Source organism: Kitasatospora terrestris, assembly GCF_039542905.1.
GTDB classification, from domain to species: Bacteria; Actinomycetota; Actinomycetes; order Streptomycetales; family Streptomycetaceae; genus Kitasatospora; species Kitasatospora terrestris.
Map to the genome: position 1 here is coordinate 3,174,836 of NZ_BAABIS010000001.1, position 15,349 is coordinate 3,190,184.

Here is a 15,349-nt window from a genome sequence, read left to right on the forward strand (position 1 = left end):
TCTCGACGGAAGGTCAGTTGCCGGCGCCGCGGTAGGCGCGCAGGCCGGCCCGCCAGGCGAGCCCGGCGGCGGTGACGGTGAGGGCGGCGGCCAGCGGGGAGGCGTACCGGAAGGCCTCGGGCAGGCCGAGCGGGTCGGGCTTGTCCAGGATCGCCAGCGCGGGCAGCCAGTTGACGAAGGCCAGCGGGATGCCGAACACGGTGGCGGCGACCAGCTCCTTGGCGAAGACGGTCGGCGGGTACTGGAGGAGGGTGGCGCCGCCGTAGGTGACGGAGTTCTGCAGCTCCTTGGCCTCGCCCCACCAGAACTGCAGGGTGGCGCCGCCGATGTAGATCGACCCGAAGATCACCGAGCCGCAGACCAACAGTCCGGCGACCATCAGGGCCCGGCCGGCGCTCCAGTGCACCGGCAGCGCGTGCAGCGACCAGCCGAGCACGGCGGCGGCCTGGACCAGTCGGCCGAGCCGGCGCAGCGAGAAGCGTTCGGCGCAGAGCTGGGCGAGCGCGGGGGCGGGCCGGATCAGCACGGTGTCGAGCGTCCCGGCCCGGATCCGGACGCCGAGGCCGTCGATCGAGCCGACCAGCAGGTTGGCGACGGCCAGGGCGAAGGCGGAGGTGCCGTACAGGAAGCCGAGTTCGGGCAGCGTCCAGCCGCCGAGGTCGTCGGTGTGCCGGAACATCAGCAGCAGGACGCCGAAGTCGAGGAAGGTGACCACGGCGTTGGCGAGCAGCATCAGGTAGAACGAAGTCCGGTAGGACATCAGCGAGCGGGACCACATCCCGGCCACCAGCCACCAGGAGCGCAGCGCCCAGCCGGTCCGCGCGACCAGGGTGTCAGCCACCCTGCACCACCACCTTCCGGGTGGCGAACAGCTGCACGGCCCGCCCGGCGGCCAGCAGGGCGACGCCCCAGCCGAGTTGGAAGGCGAGGGCGCCCGCCGCGGCGGCGCCGGTGCGGTGCTGCAGGAAGAGGTCTGCGGGGATCTGCACCATGGCGGAGAACGGCATGACGGCGGCCGACGCGCCGAGCAGGCCCGGGAAGAGGGTGATCGGCAGCAGCATCCCGGAGAAGAACATCGAGACCACCAGCATCACCGACCGCACCCCTTCGGAGTCGTGCAGCCAGAAGCCGGTGAGCGAGACCAGGAAGCGCAGCCCGAAGCTGACCACCACGGCGAGCAGCACCGAGACCAGGAAGACCGCCCAGACCAGCGGGTCGGCGGGCAGCCGGATGTCGAAGACCAGCGCCCCGACGAGCATCGGCAGCGCGCCGCGGCTGACCAGGTGGAAGCCGGCCCGGCCGAGGTCGGACGCCAGCCACCAGCCCTGGAAGTCGACCGGGCGGTAGAGGTCGACGGCGATGTCCCCGCTGCGGAAGCGGTCCTGGACGTCGTCCTGGAAGCCGCCGCCCCAGACCGCGACGGTGACCAGCAGGGCCTGGCTGACCCAGATGTAGGTGACGGCCTGGTCGGCGTCGTAGCCGCCGAGGCCGGGCCGGGCCCGCCAGAGCGCGAGGAAGGTGGAGGCCAGGATGAAACCGAAGACGGTGTTGGTGACCGTCCCGGCCAGGGTGGCGGCCCGGTAGGTGGAGTAGCGGCGGAAGGCGCCGCGGGCGACCGCCAGGTAGAGCCCGGCGGTGCCGCGTTCGGGGGGCTTGAGCCGCAGGGTTCCGGGCATATTGTCTCCTTGTCGACATTTGTGCGGACAGGCCTCATCAGCTCCGGCCGATCAACCCCCGGGGGTGGCCGGGGCGGCGGACGGAGCTGTGGCACGCGGTGCGAGTGGACCCGCTATGACGTTGTCACCTTTCACCGTACCGCCGCGCCACCGGCGCCGCACCCGGTTTCCAAGCAGCTGATTCACCGTCAGCCTCGCCCATAATCACCCCATGAGCGAGGATCGTGACCATTCGCGCCGCACGTCCGACGAGCGCCGGGCCCGCCGCCGCGCCCTGCCGCGCTGGCGCCGGATCCTCCCGACCTGGCGCCTCACCGTGGGCGGACTGCTCGCCCTCCTGCTGCTGGGCATCGCCGGTTTCGTCACCCTGTACCTGCTGGTCCCGGTGCCCGACGCGAACGCCCACGCGGTCGCCCAGAGCAACGTCTACTACTGGAACGACGGCACCACCGAGCTGGCCCGGACCGGCACGGTCAACCGGGAGCCGCTCCCGATCGGGCGGATTCCGGCCGTCACCCAGCACGCCGCCGTCTCCGCCGAGGACCGCACCTTCTACCGCAACAAGGGCGTCGACCTGAAGGGCATGGTCCGCGCCGCCTGGCTCAACCTCACCCACGGCTCGATGGCCGGCGGCAGCCTGCAGGGCGGCTCCACCATCACCCAGCAGTACGTCAAGAACTACTACCTGACCCAGGACCAGACGCTCTCCCGCAAGGCCAAGGAGCTCTTCATCTCGCTCAAGGTCGACCAGCAGCGCTCCAAGGACGACATCCTGGCCGGCTACCTCAACACCAGCTACTTCGGCCGCAACGCCTACGGGATCCAGACCGCCGCCCGCGCCTACTACGGCGTGGACGCCGAGCGGCTCACCACCGCGCAGAGCGCCTACCTCGCCGCCCTGCTCCAGGCGCCCAGCGCCTACGACGTGCGCACCGCCACCCCCGCCAACCGGGAGAAGGCCGTCGCCCGCTGGGGCTACGTCCTGGACGGCATGGTCCAGCTCGGCTTCCTCGACCAGCCCACCCGCGCCGCCCTCACCTTCCCCGAACCGGTCGACCCGCAGCCCGCCCAGGGCCTGCGCGGCCAGGCCGGCTACCTGGTCGACCTCGCCGACGACTACCTCGCCAAGTCCGGCACCCTGGACGCCGCCAGCCTCAAGGCCGGCGGCTGGAAGATCACCACCACCTTCGACCGCGGCCACCAGGACGCCCTGGTGCACGCCGTCCGCCAGGAGCTCACCGACCGGCTCGACCCCGCCGGACGGCCCGCCACCGACACCGACGTCCGGGTCTGCGCCGCCTCCCTCGACCCCGCCACCGGCCGGCTGGTCGCCGCGTACGGCGGCGCCGACTACGCGGTCCAGCCGTACAACGACGCGCTGCGCCAGGACAACCAGATCGGCTCCACCTTCAAGCCCGTCGACCTGGCCGCCGCCCTGGAGGGCGCCCGGACCACCCAGGACGGCCGCCGGATCACCACCCAGACCCTCTACGACGGCACCAGCGGCCGCCCGGTCGTCGGCGGACCGGGCGAGTACGCGCCGCCCAACGAGGACGACACCGACTACGGCAGCATCAGCCTGCGGCACGCCATGGCGAGGTCGGTCAACTCGGTGTACGCCCAGCTCGGCGTCGACGCCGGGCTGCCCGCCGTCCGCGACACCGCCGTCCGGCTCGGCCTGCCCGCCACCGTCCGCGGCCTCGACCCGGCCAACCCCTCGATGACGCTCGGCACCGCCACCCCCAGCGCGATCGACCTGACCGCCGTGTACGCCGCCCTCGCCAACCACGGCCAGGCCATCGCCCCCTGGGCCGTCCAGCGGCTGGAGCGCCCCGGCTACGACGGCGTCCCGCCGCTGCCCGGCCACCCGGTGCGCACCGCGCTCTCCCGGGGCACCGCCGACGCCGTCACCGACGTGCTGCGCGACGTGGTCTCCACCCGCGGCACCGGCGCCGCCGCGGTCGAGCTCGGCCGGCCCGCCGCGGGCAAGACCGGCACCACGGACAGCAACCTGTCCGCCTGGTTCGCCGGCTACACGCCCGAACTCGCCACCGCCGTCGGCATGTTCCGCGAACACCCGAAGACCCACGCCAAGGAGTCACTGGCCGGCACCGCCGGCCTGTCCCGGATCAACGGCGGCGCCTTCCCCACCCGGATCTGGACCGCCTACACAGCCGAGGCGCTGCGCGGCAGCCGGGTCCGCCGCTTCGAACTCGAACCCACCCGCGGCAACAGCCAGCCCCCGGAACCGCCGAGCCCGTCCCCCGCCCCCACGCCCACCGCGTCCCCGTCCGGCCCGCCGGCCGCCGGCAGCCCCGTCGGCACCACCGGCCCCGCCCCGGCCTCCCCCAGCGCCAGGGCCACCGTCGCCTCCACCGCGCCGACCCCGTCCGCCGCGCCCGCGCTCGCCCCGGCCACGACGGCGCCGACCCCGTCCCCCAGCCCCTGAGCAGGGCGGCGGACGGGGTCGGCACGGGCGGCGCGGGCGTCCCGGGCGGCACGGGCGGCGCGGCCGTCAGAGGTAGAGGCCGGTCGAGCCCTCGGTGTCGCCGAACCGGCCGGCCGCGACCGCGTGCAGGTCCCGCTCGCGCAGCAGCACGTACGTCGCCCCGCGCACCTCGACCTCCAGCTTGTCCTCCGGGTCGTACAGCACCCGGTCGCCCGGCTCCACCGAGCGGACGCTCTGGCCCACCGCCACCGCCTCCGCCCACGTGCAGCGGCGCGACAGCTCCGCCGTCGCCGGGATCAGGATGCCGCCGGTCGAGCGCCGCTCCCCCTCGCCGGTGTCGGTCTTGACCAGCACCCGGTCGTGCAGCATCCGGATCGGCAGCTTCTCCCCCAGCCGGTCGTGCCGGGGCTCGACGTGCAGGGTCGCACTGCTCTTCGTGTCGTTCTCGCTCACGTCCCGACCGTACCCGCCCCACGCCCCGCGCGCGCCGTCGGGCCCGCGCCGGGGGCGCGTACGGCGTCCGGGCACGCGAAATCGGGGCCCGAGCCCTCGGGCCCCGCTCCCCGGGAGCCGCGTTCCGGCGCCGGCCGCGCGTCAGCCCTTGCGGCGACTCAGCCCTTGCGGCGCTTGCGCGCCGCCGCCAGCAGCAGCACCGCGCCGACGCCCACCAGGGCGACCGGCACGATCCGCTCCGGCATCGGCTGCCCCTTCTCGTCCACGAACCGGCTCTTCGCCCGCTCCACCGCGCCGCTCGCCGCGACGTACACCTGCCCGGCCTTCTGCTCGACCGAGGCCAGCACCCGGGCCTTGGTCTGCGCCGCGACCGTCGCCGGGTGCACGCGCATCGCCAGCTCGTCCAGGGTCGAGGCGAGCCGATCACGGGCCTGGGCGATGTCCGCCTCGATCTGGGCCGTCGACCGCACCGCCGTGTCCTTGCTCGCTGCCACTCGGGCCACCCCTTCTCTCCCACCGTCCTACTGATGCGTCACCAGTCTGTCAGCTCGCTCCCGCGCCCGCGCAGCGCCACCCACCATCGGGGGTAGGTTTGACGGCGGTACGACCACCGAGCCCAGGAGTCTTCGAACGTGAGCGAGCGCCTCCAGGCGGGCGACACCGCCCCCGCCTTCACCCTGTCCGACGCCGACGGCAACCAGGTGTCCCTCGCCGACCACCTGGGCCGCAAGGTGATCGTCTACTTCTACCCCGCCGCCCTGACCCCCGGCTGCACCAAGCAGGCCTGCGACTTCACCGACAACCTGGAGGTCTTCGCCGGCGCCGGGTACGACGTGATCGGCATCTCCCCGGACAAGCCGGAGAAGCTCGGCAAGTTCCGCGAGACCGAGGACCTCAAGGTCACCCTGCTCTCCGACCCCGACCACGCCGTCCTGGAGGCCTACGCCGCCTACGGCGAGAAGCAGAACTACGGCCGCACCTACCAGGGCGTGATCCGCTCCACCGTGATCGTCGACGAGCACGGCAAGGTCGAGCGCGCCCTCTACAACGTCAAGGCCACCGGCCACGTCGCCAAGCTCCTGCGCGACCTCAAGATCGACGCCTGACGCCCGCCGGCCCGCCCCGGGGAGGGGCGGGCCCACGGCCCCCGCCGACGCCCCGGCCCGACGGTCACCGGCCACGGCCACGGCCCCGGCCCCGGCCCCGGCCCCGGCCCGAGGGTCACCCCCCGACGGCCTCCGGTCCGACCGTCACCGGGCCGCGCCACCGGCGACCGGCGTCGCGCCGATCCGCGCGGCGAGGGCCCCGGGCAGCGGGTACGCCGGCTCCGCCGGGATCAGCGCGTCCGCCTCCGCGGTGCGGCCCGCCCGGACCAGCCCGTGCACCTCGTGCGCCAGGCCGGTCACGTCGGTCAGCCCGACGATCCACCCGTCCACGTACCGGTCGACCGCCTCGCGCTCCAGCCCGAGCTGCAGCGCCCGGTGCGGCAGCGCCCCCAGCCGGGTCGACCGCTCCGGGTCCCACTGCAACCGCACCGGAGCGGCCTTCAGCTCTGCCTTCCACTCCGCCGCCGACCCGTGCCGCTCCCGGTCCCAGTGGCTGGGGCAGGCCCGCGCCAGCGCCCACTCGAACCCCGCCCGGCTGATCCGCACGGCCAGCACCCGCTCCTGTCCGTCCTTGGTCCCCCACCCGGAGCGGTACATCATCCAGCGGAACGACGGCTTGATCCAGGTCATCCGCTCCCGCTTGAACGGCGCCACGAACGTCCCCGCCGCCAGCGCCGCCTCCGCGATCCCCACGGGGTACGCCTGGTACACCGTCAGACTCTCCGCGTCGTGCGCCGCCCTGATCTGCCGCACCGGCACCGCCTGCTTCTCCACCGCGCCATCCTCACCGCACGGCCGCCCCACCGTCCACGCGATTACCCGGCCGCCGGCCCGGCCTCGCCCTCCAGTGCCGCCAGCGCGAGGGCGGACACCGCGAGCACCGTGTCCCAGTCCTCCTGGACGAGTTCCGGCAGGTCCTGCCGCAGTTGCTCGGGCACCGCACCGCCGACCGCCCCCTCCAGGAGCCGGGACAGCCCGGTCCCGGACGGCAGCACGCAGAGCCCGACGACCCGGCCGCCCCTGCCGGGCCAGGCCGAGACCCCCAGCCGCCCGGCCGCCGCGAGGTTGTCGGGCGTCTCGGACCCGAAGGCCAGCAGTCCGTCCGCCACCGCGGCCGCGAGCACCTCCGGCGGTTCCCCCGGCCCGTCCCCGATCGCCACCAGCGCGGCGCGGAACCGGCTCCAGGCCGGATCGGCCGTCACCCGGCCGCGCCGGACCGCGGAGGACTCGAGGCTCCGCAGCACCAGCTTCGCGATCAGCAGCGCGCTCTCCCACTCCTCCTGGGCGAGGTCCGGCCACCGCTCCCGCACCGGGGCGGGCACCTGGCACTCGCCCGCGAGCCAGAGCACCTCCGTCAGGCGGGCCCCGTCCCCGAGGCACAACCCGAGGTCGCTGCCCCACGGATGCTCCTCGACGGAGAGGCCGAGCCGCTCGACGACGGCGGGGGGTGCCGTGTCGGGGGCGAAGTCCGACAGCCCCGCCGCCACACCGGCGAGGACCGCCCCGGCCGGCCGGCCCGGGTACGCCCCGATCGCCAGAAGTGCCTCCCGGAGCGCGGCCCGCGGGCTCCGCCGTACCGTCATCCGTGCCTCCCCCGACCGGATCCCGTGCCGGTCCCGATCCTGCACGCTACGTCAATCGACGGGTGGCGGGCGGCTCCGTGTCACCACTCGGTACCGGTGCGGTCCGGTTACGGGCACGTGCCGTCCACGGGCTGCCGGGAGGCCGTAGCCTCCGGGGTGCCGGGTCGAGCAGCCCGGAAGACACCCACCGCACCGGGGAGTTCACCGCACCATGACCAGCCGCATCGTCCTCGCCGCCGCCGTCGCGGTCGCCGCCCTGACGCTCACCGCCTGCGACCCCGACGAGATCCCCGCCACCGACGCCGCGCCGACGGCGAGCACCGCGGCCCCCGCCCCCGCCTCTGCCTCTGCCTCTGCCGCCACGAAGCCGTCCGGCAGCGCCAAGCCCTCCCCGGCGGGCCACCGCACGGTCGCCGAGACACGCACCGCGGGCGGGCTGACCCTGGCCACCGGCCAGGGCACGCTCACCGACGTCCCGGTCGACCCGGGCGAGATGCGCGAGGGCATGCACTTCGTGCAGTCCGAGTACAACCGGCCGGGCCAGCCGGCCACCGCCCGCAAGATCCTCGTCCTGGCCGTGGACAACGTGCCCGAGGACCCGAACAAGCGCCGCGAGCACCTGTGGCGCGGCCTGATCGACTACGCGCTGGGCAACGGCTCCTCCGGCACCCCGACCACCGCCGAGCCGTACCAGGCGGGCCCGCTGGGCGGCTCGCTGGAGTGCCTGAGCCTGCCCGCCAAGTCGGGCCCCACCGACGTGATCTGCGGCTGGGCCGACGCCTCCACGGCCGGTGTGGCGCTGCTGCCGGGCACCACCCCGGCCGAGGCGGGCCGGCTGTTCGCCGCGATCCGCGCCGACGTCGAGCACTGACCGGGGAAGCAGCGGTGGCGGCCGACCCCCCGACCGGGTCGACCGCCACCGCCGTCTGTCACCTCAGGTCAGTCAGCACGGACCGAGGTCGTTCCACACGCCCCACTGACCGGTGGTCGAGGGGTCCTCGCCGGTGGTCCACCACTTGTTGGTGTACTGGTGGCCCTTCCAGGACACCTTGGTGCCGGTGGTGGCGTACACGGTGGCGGAGTTCCAGCTCGGCGCGGTGCAGGTGCCGGTGGAGGCGGAGGCCGACGGGCTGGCCGACTGCGACGCGGAGGCCGAGGCGGACGGGCTCGCCGACTGCGAGGCCGAGGCGGACGCGGACGGGCTGGCCGACTGCGAGGCGGACTGCGACGGGCTCGGCGAGGCGGTCGAGCCGACCGCGCCGCGGGTGAAGTCGCCGGTGATGCCGTACAGCGTGCCGCCGACGTTGACCGTCCAGTTCGCCGGGGTCGAGACCGGCAGGTAGTAGACGAAGTCCATGTCGACCGAGGCGCCGGGGGCGAGCGACTGCCAGGTGGGCAGCTTCACCGAGACGCGGTTGTAGACGCCCTTGAGGCCGCCGACGTTGTTGGCCGCGGTGTGGTCCTGGCGGATCACCGACAGCCCGAAGCCCGACTGGTCCTTGGCGTTGCCCGGGGCCGAGTTGGAGTAGTCGAACTGGAACTCGGTGCCGCCCGGCAGGGTGACCGTCGAGTTGTTGACGATGTGGATCTTCGGGTTGATCGGGTAGTTCGAGTCACCCAGCGCGAAGTTGGTGAACGACACGTCGATCGGCAGGGTCTGGGTGGGCAGCGCCACGGTGGAGCGCAGCGCGCCGTACGACGAGGAGGCCTTGAACTTGTCGTACATCAGCGAGGTGAGGGTGGAGCCCTGCACGTACTCGCCCTTGCCGCCGTTGGCGGTGGCATCCCACCGGTAGTCGCCCGCGAGCTCCCAGATCATCGCGCCGCCGGCGCCCTGGTTGACCACGTAGTCGGCCTTGGCGGCCACCGACTCCTCGTCCTCGGTGGAGAGGAAGACCTTCTTGCTGTCGTTCCACAGCCACGGGGCGACCAGCGCGGCGCTGTAGTTGCGGCTGTAGGTGCCCTGCAGGGCGGTGTCGGTCAGGCCGTACTTGGAGAGGTAGTCCGGGACGATGCCCTTCTCCAGGTTCTTGGCGTGCCACATCGGGTTGGAACCCGCCGGGGACTCCTTGCCGTTGGTGTCCAGGTCGTGCCAGAGGTTGTCGATGCCCACGGCACCGTCACCGCAGCTGGTCAGACCGGCGCCGGCCGGGCAGGTCGACGTCGAGGACGTGCCCCACAGGCCGTTGGTGCCGCCGGTCACGTTCTTGAAGCCGCGGGTGTAGTACGGCAGGCCGATGTTGATCCGGCCGGCCGGCATCGCGCCGCGGAAGTAGTGGTACGCCCAGTCGGTGTTCAGGTAGCCGATGCCGCCGTACTGCGAGGTGCCGTACACGTTGGCGGCCGCCAGCTCGGCGTCCTTGCCGTCGTCGTACAGCGAGGCGTTCGGGCCGACGTACTTGTTCCAGGCGCCGTGCAGGTCGTACGACATGATGTTGACGTAGTCCAGGTACTGGGTGACCTGGAACGTCTCCATGCCGCGCAGCAGGTAGCCGGAGGACGGCGCGGCGACCGACAGCAGGTAGTGCTTGCCGTCGGCGGCACCGGCCCGGTCGAGCTTCTCGCGCAGCGTCTTCATCAGCGCCGCGTAGCCCTTGACCAGGGACGCCCGCTTGGCGTTGGAGACGGTGGCGTCGAGCGGGTTGCCCGCGTCCTTCATCGAGGTCGGGTACTCGTAGTCGATGTCGACGCCGTTGAACCCGTACTTCTTGATGAAGTCGACGGAGGAGTCCGCGAAGGTGTTGATGCCGGCCTGGTTGACCGAACCGTCCGCGTTCACCGTCATGTTGTAGAAGCCGCCCGAGTTCACCCGGGCGCCGCTGTCGTCGAAGTAGCCGCCGGTCTCGGCCCAACCACCCACCGAGATCAGGGTCTTGACGTTCGGGAACTGCTTCTTGTACTTGGTCAGCAGGTTGAAGTGGCCCTTGTACGGCAGGCTCGGGTCCATCTCCGCGCCCGCGACGCCCGGGAACTCCATGCCGGTCGCGGCGTTGTTCGGGCCGTCGGTGCCGACCGACAGCTTGTTGTCGCCGCCGATGTGGCCGAACGCGTAGTTGAGGTGGGTGACCTTGTCCCACGGGATGTTGTTCACCAGGTAGGCGGGCGTGCCGTCCTTGCCGGTGCGCCAACCCGTGAAGTAGCCGATGATGCGGCGCTGGTGGTCCGCGCCCATCTTCTCGCGACCGGACGTGTCGTAGACGCTGCAGTACGGGGCGTCCACGCCCGGCGTGGTGTACATGCCGTCAGGACGACACGACTGGTTGTCGACGGCGGCCACCGACGGCGAAGCGCCCAGCGTGGCCACCAGCAGGCCGGCCAGCCCGGCCGCGGCCGCGGAGGCGAACGCCACCCGCCGACCGGAGGTCTTCTGACGGCGCGGAGCGGTGGGACGCTGCGCCGTCTCGTTACGGATCAACACTCGTCCTCCAGGAGAGAGTGTCGCGCGTACGCCTGTGGGAGGGCGCACACATGTGGGGGAAGTTGCGCCGAACTTAGAAGGTCTGGACCACTGGCGTCAACAGGTCTGTACCAACTGCGACCCAACCGCAAACCCCCGGACCCCCCGCCACCTCGCCCTCTCCCCCTCGCCGGCCCGGCCGAGGGGACGACACTTCGTCACCTGGAGGGGGCGGTGCCCGTCAAGTGCACCCGACTGCCGCGCCGTCACCCCGACGCACTGCGGCCGCAACAGGAAGCGCCCGCCGACGTCTTGACCGGCCCGCCGCACGTCGCTACCCAGCCCCGATTTGCACGGGGTAGGCTGGCAGGGCGTGCGTCCGTACCCCAGCTGGCTAGAGGGATGCGGTTTAGGTCCGCAGTGTCGTGGGTTCGAGTCCCACCGGGCGTACTGATGACGGTGCCCCCGCCGAGATCGGCGGGGGCACCGTCGCGTCCGGGGGCCCTCAGGCGAGTCCGGGGGCCCTCAGGCGAGGAGGTCGGCGACGACCGGGGCGAGGGCGCGGAAGGCCTGGCCGCGGTGGCTGATGGCGTTCTTCTCGGCGGGGGTGAGCTCCGCGCAGGTGCGGGTCTCGCCGAGCGGCTGGAGGACGGGGTCGTAACCGAAGCCACCGTCGCCCGCCGGGGCGGTGCGCAGGGTGCCGAGCAGGCGGCCCTCGACGACGCGCTCGGTGCCGTCGGGCAGGGCGAGGGCGGCGGCGCAGGCGAAGTGCGCGGCGCGGTGCTCGGGGCCGATGTCGGAGAGCTGGGCGAGCAGCAGGTCGAGGTTGGCGCGGTCGTCACCGTGCTTGCCGGCCCAGCGGGCGGAGAAGATGCCGGGGGCGCCGCCCAGGACGTCGACGCAGAGGCCGGAGTCGTCGGCGACGGCGGGCAGTCCGGTGGCCTGGGCCAGGGCGTGGGCCTTGAGCAGGGCGTTCTCGGCGAAGGTGACCCCGGTCTCGGGCACGTCGGGGATCTCGGGGTAGGCGTCGGCGCCGACGAGTTCGACGTCGAGCCCGGCCGCGCCGAGGATGTCGCGCAGTTCGGCGACCTTGTGCTTGTTCCGGGTGGCGAGGACGAGGCGTCGGGTTGTCATGCCCGAAAGCCTAGGGCCTGGGGGCGCGTCAGCCGGTGCAGGCCTTGGAGAGATTGGCGGCGGCGGCACCGAGCGGCTGGAGGTCGGGGACCTGGTTGGTGTCGGCGGCCTTCTGGAGGGCGCCGACCTGGTTCTGCAGGTCGGTGAGGGCCTTGGAGACGTCGGTGTCGCTGGAGTTGCGGCCGAGCTGGTCGAGGTCGTTCTTGAGCTGCTGGAGCGCCTGGCCGGCGGCCGCGGGGTCGTTGTTCGCGTTGTTGAAGGCGCTGCCGACCTGCGAGATGTCGCTGCTGATCTTGATGGCGGTGTTGCCGCAGTCGATGGCCTTCTGCGCCGCGGAGCAGCTGACCATGGAGAGCGGAAGGATCAGCACGAGTCCGGCCACGGCGAGGGCGGTGGTGCGGTTGATGCTGAGCGCCTGCGGCATCGGGGGTCCTCCGTGGTTGCTCCGGTCTCTGCTTCGAACCGTACGGGGTGGGCACGCGGCGTGTACAGCACGCGCGTGTCACCACCCCGTAATGGTTGACCCCCGTTCAGGCGTCCGCCGGGGCCCGGCGGTGGCCGGGCGCCGCAGTGGGTCAGGCGCCGAGGGCCTTGCGCTGGATCTCGTCGAGCTCGGCGCAGCCGAGGGCGCCGAGGTCGATCAGCCGGTTGAGCAGGTCGCGGTCGAAGGGGGCGCCTTCGGCGGTGCCCTGGACCTCGACGAAGCGGCCGTCGGAGGTGCAGACGATGTTCATGTCGGTCTCGGCGCGGACGTCCTCCTCGTAGCGGAGGTCGAGCATCGGGACGCCGTCGATGATGCCGACGCTGACGGCGGAGACGCCACCGGTGATGGGCTGGCCCTTGGCGCGCAGCAGCTTCTTGTCGCGGGCCCAGGCGACGGCGTCGACGAGGGCGACGTAGGCGCCGGTGATGGCGGCGGTGCGGGTGCCGCCGTCGGCCTGGAGGACGTCGCAGTCGAGGACGATGGTGTTCTCGGCGAGGGCGCGGTGGTCGACGACGGCGCGCAGGGAGCGGCCGATGAGCCGGCTGATCTCGTGGGTGCGGCCGCCGATCTTGCCGCGCACGGACTCGCGGTCGCCGCGGGTGTTGGTGGCGCGCGGGAGCATGGAGTACTCGGCGGTGACCCAGCCCTCGCCGCTGCCCTTGCGCCAGCGCGGGACGCCTTCGGTGACGCTGGCGGTGCAGAGCACCTTGGTGTCGCCGTAGGAGACGAGGACGGAGCCTTCGGCGTGCTTGCTCCAACCCCTTTCGATGGTGATCGGGCGGAGCTGGTCGGGGGTGCGGCCGTCGATGCGTGACATGCCGTCGAGCCTAGCCGTCCCGGGACGCGCGACGGCCCGCCGTCCGGTGCGGAGCGGCGGGCCGTCGGCGGTGCCGGGCCTGGGGTGGCTCAGCTCACATCATGTCTTCGATCTCGGCGGCGATCGGGTCGGCGTCGGTGCCGATGACGACCTGGATCGCGGTACCCATCTTGACCACACCGTGGGCGCCCGCGGCCTTGAGGGCGGCCTCGTCGACCTTGGAGGCGTCGTGAACCTCGGTGCGCAGGCGGGTGATGCAGCCTTCGACCTCGTCGATGTTCTCGATGCCGCCGAGACCGGCGACGATCTTCTCAGCCTTGCTGGCCATGGTCTTTCTCCCTCTGTCTCGGCGCTCCGGCGGTCGGTCGCCGGGTGCCGTACTGCGGTGGGCGTGGTCACTGCCGAAGATGGCATGGTTTCTGCCGGTGTGCCACGTTAGTCCACTTTTGGGCTATTTCGCCGCGCGCCCCTCTTTATCGGGACCGGAGGATGACGATCACCGGTATCCCGACCGGGCGAGCACGGCGGCGTCCCGACGAGTGGTCTACACCAATCCTACGGCGCTGCCGCCCTGGACACGGCACTCGGAGGGCCATGATGAGTTCGGCAGGCGCCACAGCCCCGCACACGCCCTGGTGGCACACCTTCTACGGCGGCCTGCAGAAGATGGGCCGCAGCCTGCAGCTCCCGGTCGCCGTCCTACCCGCCGCGGGCATCCTGAACCGGCTCGGCCAGCCCGACGTGTTCGGCGCCGACGGCCTCGGCTGGAACAACGTGGCCGCCGCGGTCGCCGCGGCGGGCGGGGCCCTGCTGAGCTCCTCCCTCGGCCTGCCGCTCCTCTTCTGCATCGGCGTGGCGATCGGCATGGCGAAGAAGGCCGACGGCTCGACGGCGCTGGCCGCGGTCGCCGGCTTCCTCGTCTACTGGTCCGTCCTGCAGGCCTTCCCGGTGGACTGCACCGGCGGCGCGGTGCTCAAGGGCAACCAGTGCGTGGACTTCGCCACCCAGAAGTCGAGCAACGCCGTCTACCAGAACCCGGGCGTGCTGGGCGGCATCCTGATGGGCCTGATGTCGGCCTGGCTGTGGGTGCGCTACCACCGGGTCAAGCTGGTGGACTGGCTGGGGTTCTTCAACGGCCGGCGCCTGGTGCCGATGATCACCGCGATGGTCGGCCTGCTGTTCGGCTCGCTGATGGTGTGGATCTGGCAGCCGATCGGCGACGGCCTGAACGACTTCTCGCAGTGGCTCGCCGACCTGGGCTCGTGGGGCGCCGGCATCTTCGGCGTGGCCAACCGCTCGCTGCTGCTGATCGGCATGCACCAGCTGCTGAACACCTTCGTCTGGTTCCAGTTCGGCTCGTACACCAAGCCGGACGGCACGGTGGTCAACGGCGACATCAACCGCTTCCTGGCGGGCGACCCGACGGCCGGCCAGTTCACCTCCGGCTTCTTCCCGATCATGATGTTCGCCCTGCCGGCCGCGGCCCTGGCCATCGCGCACTGCGCCAAACCGCACCGCCGCAAGGAGATCTACGGCCTGATGACCTCGGTGGCGCTGACCTCCTTCTTCACCGGCGTCACCGAGCCGATCGAGTACTCCTTCGCCTACATCGCGCCCCTCCTGTACGCGGTGCACGCGGTGCTGACCGGCGTGTCGATGGCGGTCACCTGGGGGCTCGGCGTCCACGACGGCTTCAGCTTCTCGGCCGGCCTGATCGACTACGTGATCAACTGGGGGCTGGCCACCAAGCCCTGGCTGATCATTCCGATCGGCCTCTGCTTCGCGGTCGTCTACTACGTGCTGTTCCGCTTCATCATCACCAAGTTCGACCTCAAGACACCGGGCCGGGAGGACGACGACGAGGTGGAGGACGTCACCAAGGCCTGATGCCGCGAAAGACCGCCGAAGGCCCCCGGACCCCTCCGCCCGGGGGCCTTCGGCACATCCGGGAAAGGACTCAATACCCTGCCGGAATTCACCGGTGAATACCTGGGAACGGCGAGCGTGCGGTGATTTTACTGTGGCGGATATATCCGCTCCGGAACGGGTTCGCACCCAACCGATGCAGACCAATGCGCGCACCCCTGGCCACCGGCGCGCAAGGACGCCCACCGCCGGAGGACCGCCCATGAGCACGTTGACCGCACCCGCGGCCCCACCGGTGAAGAAGCCGGGCGCCCACCTGATGCAGGGCCTCCAGAAGATCGGCCGCAGTCACCGGTCGCCGCGCCGCCCGCGGCCGGCATCCTG

At 72.3% G+C, this 15,349-nt stretch carries 15 protein-coding genes and 1 tRNA gene; 5 read left to right on the forward strand and 11 right to left on the reverse strand.

Features of this window, described 5'->3' with window-relative positions; all coding sequences use genetic code 11:
• Window positions 1–13 precede the first annotated feature (13 nt).
• The gene (locus ABEB06_RS14450; RefSeq protein ID WP_345697271.1) at window positions 14–841 is read right to left on the reverse strand and encodes an ABC transporter permease; all 828 of its coding nucleotides are present in this window, start codon (window positions 839–841) and stop codon (window positions 14–16) included.
• Window positions 834–1,676: an ABC transporter permease gene (locus ABEB06_RS14455; RefSeq protein ID WP_345697272.1), complete on the reverse strand. Its 843-nt coding sequence runs from the start codon at window positions 1,674–1,676 to the stop codon at window positions 834–836. The genes ABEB06_RS14450 and ABEB06_RS14455 overlap by 8 nt, the downstream gene beginning before the upstream one ends.
• A gap of 211 nt (window positions 1,677–1,887) precedes the next feature.
• On the opposite strand from ABEB06_RS14455, the gene ABEB06_RS14460 reads away from it, so the two are divergent.
• Complete coding sequence (locus tag ABEB06_RS14460) at window positions 1,888–4,125, forward strand: transglycosylase domain-containing protein (RefSeq protein WP_345697273.1); 2,238 nt, start codon at window positions 1,888–1,890, stop codon at window positions 4,123–4,125.
• A gap of 66 nt (window positions 4,126–4,191) precedes the next feature.
• On the opposite strand, the gene ABEB06_RS14465 is transcribed toward ABEB06_RS14460, so the two are convergent.
• Together ABEB06_RS14465 and ABEB06_RS14470 are read right to left on the reverse strand one after the other, a co-directional pair.
• A complete protein-coding gene (locus tag ABEB06_RS14465) occupies window positions 4,192–4,494 on the reverse strand; it encodes a GroES family chaperonin (RefSeq protein WP_345701843.1) in 303 nt (100 codons plus the stop codon).
• A gap of 242 nt (window positions 4,495–4,736) precedes the next feature.
• A complete protein-coding gene (locus ABEB06_RS14470; RefSeq protein WP_345697274.1) occupies window positions 4,737–5,072 on the reverse strand; it encodes a DUF3618 domain-containing protein in 336 nt (111 codons plus the stop codon).
• A 138-nt stretch (window positions 5,073–5,210) separates the two neighbouring features.
• On the opposite strand from ABEB06_RS14470, the gene bcp reads away from it, so the two are divergent.
• Window positions 5,211–5,684 carry a thioredoxin-dependent thiol peroxidase gene (gene bcp, locus ABEB06_RS14475; protein WP_345697275.1) on the forward strand — a complete coding sequence of 158 codons (474 nt, stop codon included), beginning with the start codon at window positions 5,211–5,213 and terminating at the stop codon, window positions 5,682–5,684.
• 144 nt (window positions 5,685–5,828) lie between these two features.
• Here the strand turns inward: bcp and ABEB06_RS14480 are convergent, their stop codons facing one another.
• On the reverse strand, window positions 5,829–6,458 hold the full coding sequence (locus ABEB06_RS14480; protein ID WP_345697276.1) for a DUF4291 domain-containing protein: 630 nt from the start codon (window positions 6,456–6,458) through the stop codon (window positions 5,829–5,831).
• Window positions 6,459–6,499: 41 nt separating this feature from the next.
• Complete coding sequence (locus ABEB06_RS14485) at window positions 6,500–7,267, reverse strand: hypothetical protein (protein WP_345697277.1); 768 nt, start codon at window positions 7,265–7,267, stop codon at window positions 6,500–6,502.
• 211 nt (window positions 7,268–7,478) lie between these two features.
• Here ABEB06_RS14485 and ABEB06_RS14490 point away from each other — a divergent pair, with 211 nt between their 5' ends.
• Window positions 7,479–8,138 carry a hypothetical protein gene (locus ABEB06_RS14490; protein ID WP_345697278.1) on the forward strand — a complete coding sequence of 220 codons (660 nt, stop codon included), beginning with the start codon at window positions 7,479–7,481 and terminating at the stop codon, window positions 8,136–8,138.
• A gap of 72 nt (window positions 8,139–8,210) precedes the next feature.
• Here ABEB06_RS14490 and ABEB06_RS14495 read toward each other — a convergent pair whose 3' ends face one another.
• Complete coding sequence (locus tag ABEB06_RS14495) at window positions 8,211–10,616, reverse strand: chitinase C-terminal domain-containing protein (protein WP_345701844.1); 2,406 nt, start codon at window positions 10,614–10,616, stop codon at window positions 8,211–8,213.
• 423 nt (window positions 10,617–11,039) lie between these two features.
• Between ABEB06_RS14495 and ABEB06_RS14500 the strand changes: the two genes are divergently transcribed.
• Window positions 11,040–11,114, forward strand: a tRNA-Leu gene (locus ABEB06_RS14500).
• A 75-nt stretch (window positions 11,115–11,189) separates the two neighbouring features.
• Here the strand turns inward: ABEB06_RS14500 and rdgB are convergent.
• The 4 genes from rdgB to ABEB06_RS14520 form a co-directional block, all read right to left on the reverse strand.
• Complete coding sequence (gene rdgB, locus ABEB06_RS14505) at window positions 11,190–11,798, reverse strand: RdgB/HAM1 family non-canonical purine NTP pyrophosphatase (RefSeq protein WP_345697279.1); 609 nt, start codon at window positions 11,796–11,798, stop codon at window positions 11,190–11,192.
• A gap of 28 nt (window positions 11,799–11,826) precedes the next feature.
• Window positions 11,827–12,222, reverse strand: coding sequence for a hypothetical protein (locus ABEB06_RS14510; protein ID WP_345697280.1), 396 nt, complete (start codon window positions 12,220–12,222; stop codon window positions 11,827–11,829).
• A gap of 151 nt (window positions 12,223–12,373) precedes the next feature.
• Window positions 12,374–13,099: a ribonuclease PH gene (gene rph / locus ABEB06_RS14515; protein ID WP_345697281.1), complete on the reverse strand. Its 726-nt coding sequence runs from the start codon at window positions 13,097–13,099 to the stop codon at window positions 12,374–12,376.
• A 94-nt stretch (window positions 13,100–13,193) separates the two neighbouring features.
• Complete coding sequence (locus ABEB06_RS14520) at window positions 13,194–13,427, reverse strand: PTS sugar transporter subunit IIB (RefSeq protein WP_014135942.1); 234 nt, start codon at window positions 13,425–13,427, stop codon at window positions 13,194–13,196.
• A 269-nt stretch (window positions 13,428–13,696) separates the two neighbouring features.
• Here ABEB06_RS14520 and ABEB06_RS14525 point away from each other — a divergent pair, with 269 nt between their 5' ends.
• Window positions 13,697–14,986, forward strand: coding sequence for a PTS transporter subunit EIIC (locus tag ABEB06_RS14525; RefSeq protein ID WP_345701845.1), 1,290 nt, complete (start codon window positions 13,697–13,699; stop codon window positions 14,984–14,986).
• Window positions 14,987–15,349: the final 363 nt, after the last annotated feature.

Coding starts and splice junctions, on each gene's coding strand:
- ABEB06_RS14485 (WP_345697277.1), bottom strand. CDS start 7,267: ATGACGGTACGGCGGAGCCCGCGGGCCGCGCTCCGGGAGGCACTTCTG.
- ABEB06_RS14460 (WP_345697273.1), top strand. CDS start 1,888: ATGAGCGAGGATCGTGACCATTCGCGCCGCACGTCCGACGAGCGCCGG.
- ABEB06_RS14520 (WP_014135942.1), bottom strand. CDS start 13,427: ATGGCCAGCAAGGCTGAGAAGATCGTCGCCGGTCTCGGCGGCATCGAG.
- ABEB06_RS14525 (WP_345701845.1), top strand. CDS start 13,697: ATGAGTTCGGCAGGCGCCACAGCCCCGCACACGCCCTGGTGGCACACC.
- rph (WP_345697281.1), bottom strand. CDS start 13,099: ATGTCACGCATCGACGGCCGCACCCCCGACCAGCTCCGCCCGATCACC.
- ABEB06_RS14490 (WP_345697278.1), top strand. CDS start 7,479: ATGACCAGCCGCATCGTCCTCGCCGCCGCCGTCGCGGTCGCCGCCCTG.
- rdgB (WP_345697279.1), bottom strand. CDS start 11,798: ATGACAACCCGACGCCTCGTCCTCGCCACCCGGAACAAGCACAAGGTC.
- ABEB06_RS14455 (WP_345697272.1), bottom strand. CDS start 1,676: ATGCCCGGAACCCTGCGGCTCAAGCCCCCCGAACGCGGCACCGCCGGG.
- ABEB06_RS14510 (WP_345697280.1), bottom strand. CDS start 12,222: ATGCCGCAGGCGCTCAGCATCAACCGCACCACCGCCCTCGCCGTGGCC.
- ABEB06_RS14465 (WP_345701843.1), bottom strand. CDS start 4,494: ATGCTGCACGACCGGGTGCTGGTCAAGACCGACACCGGCGAGGGGGAG.